Annotated in this window: 2 pseudogenes; both read left to right on the top strand. The window is 65.8% G+C overall.

Features of this window, described 5'->3' with window-relative positions:
- Nucleotides 1–217 (top strand): annotated as a pseudogene (locus ABZZ17_RS40035) (hypothetical protein); the annotation flags it as partial.
- Between the two features lie 135 nt (nucleotides 218–352).
- Nucleotides 353–1,029: pseudogene (locus ABZZ17_RS40030) on the top strand (hypothetical protein); the annotation flags it as partial.

Below are 1,029 nucleotides of genomic sequence, written 5' to 3'. Positions count from 1 at the left end.
GTGGACCGGATCCTGGACCTCCCTCGGCGGAACCGGCCTGAAAGCCCTCACCAGCACAGTCACCGGCAACACCATGCACGTCTACGCCATCGGCAGCACCGGACGCGTCTACACCAAGGACGCCAACTACACCACCGGCCAATGGACCACCGACTGGGCCGAAATCCCCGGCAACGCAGCCGGCATCACCGCACTGACCGCCTCCACCACCCAGTAACGCCCGAGCAGGCTACCGAGGTTTGGGGCATGCCGGTTGATGCCGGGTCATGTGCCCCGCCCGCCCCGTAGCCCGAATGCCTCCACCCTCGCTGGCACGTCACCATGCCATTTCTCCCAGGAAGACGACTCGCTCATGAAGAACCGCCTACGGCGCCTGCTTTCCGTTACCGCGATGACCGCCGCCCTCACCACGCCGATGATGCTCGCCGCGGGCCCGGCACACGCGCTCCTCCCCAACCGCTCGTGCGGAACCGTCACCTCCGCCGACAGCACAACTGCCGTGAACCTGAACAAGGTGCTCACCGGAAAGCTGCGCGGGGCAATGACCGCCTACCGTCTGTCCTGTGCGCGGGCGATATCCGAGGCCACCCGCGCCCGCGGCCTGCCGGATCGTGCCGCAGTCATCGCCATCACCACGGCCATCACCGAATCCGTACTCGAGAACAATCCGAACAAGATCGATCAATCCAGCGTCGGCTTGTTCCAGCAGCAGGACTGGTGGGGCAGCTTCGAGGAAAGACTCAACCCCGCCTACTCCACCAAGGCCTTCCTCGACGCCATGCTCAAGGCCTACCCGAACAACTCCTGGCAGAGCAACCCCATAGGTGTCGTCGCACAGAAGGTCCAGGTCTCGGCCTATCCCGACCGCTACCAGCCGGAGGCTGCGGATGCCCAGCGCATCCTGGACGCCCTCACCGTCGTGCCGGCCCCTTCCAAGGTGCATTTGGAGGTGGTGGGTGCGGACGGCGGACTGTGGAACACCGACGGCGACTACGCGGCCGGTGAGTGGACCGGATCCTGGACCTCCCT

The sequence above is a fragment of the Streptomyces sp. NPDC006512 genome (assembly GCF_040611935.1).
Lineage (GTDB): Bacteria > Actinomycetota > Actinomycetes > Streptomycetales > Streptomycetaceae > Streptomyces.
The sequence above is the reverse complement of the archived record's forward strand: the minus strand, read 5'-3'. Positions and strand labels throughout refer to the sequence as shown.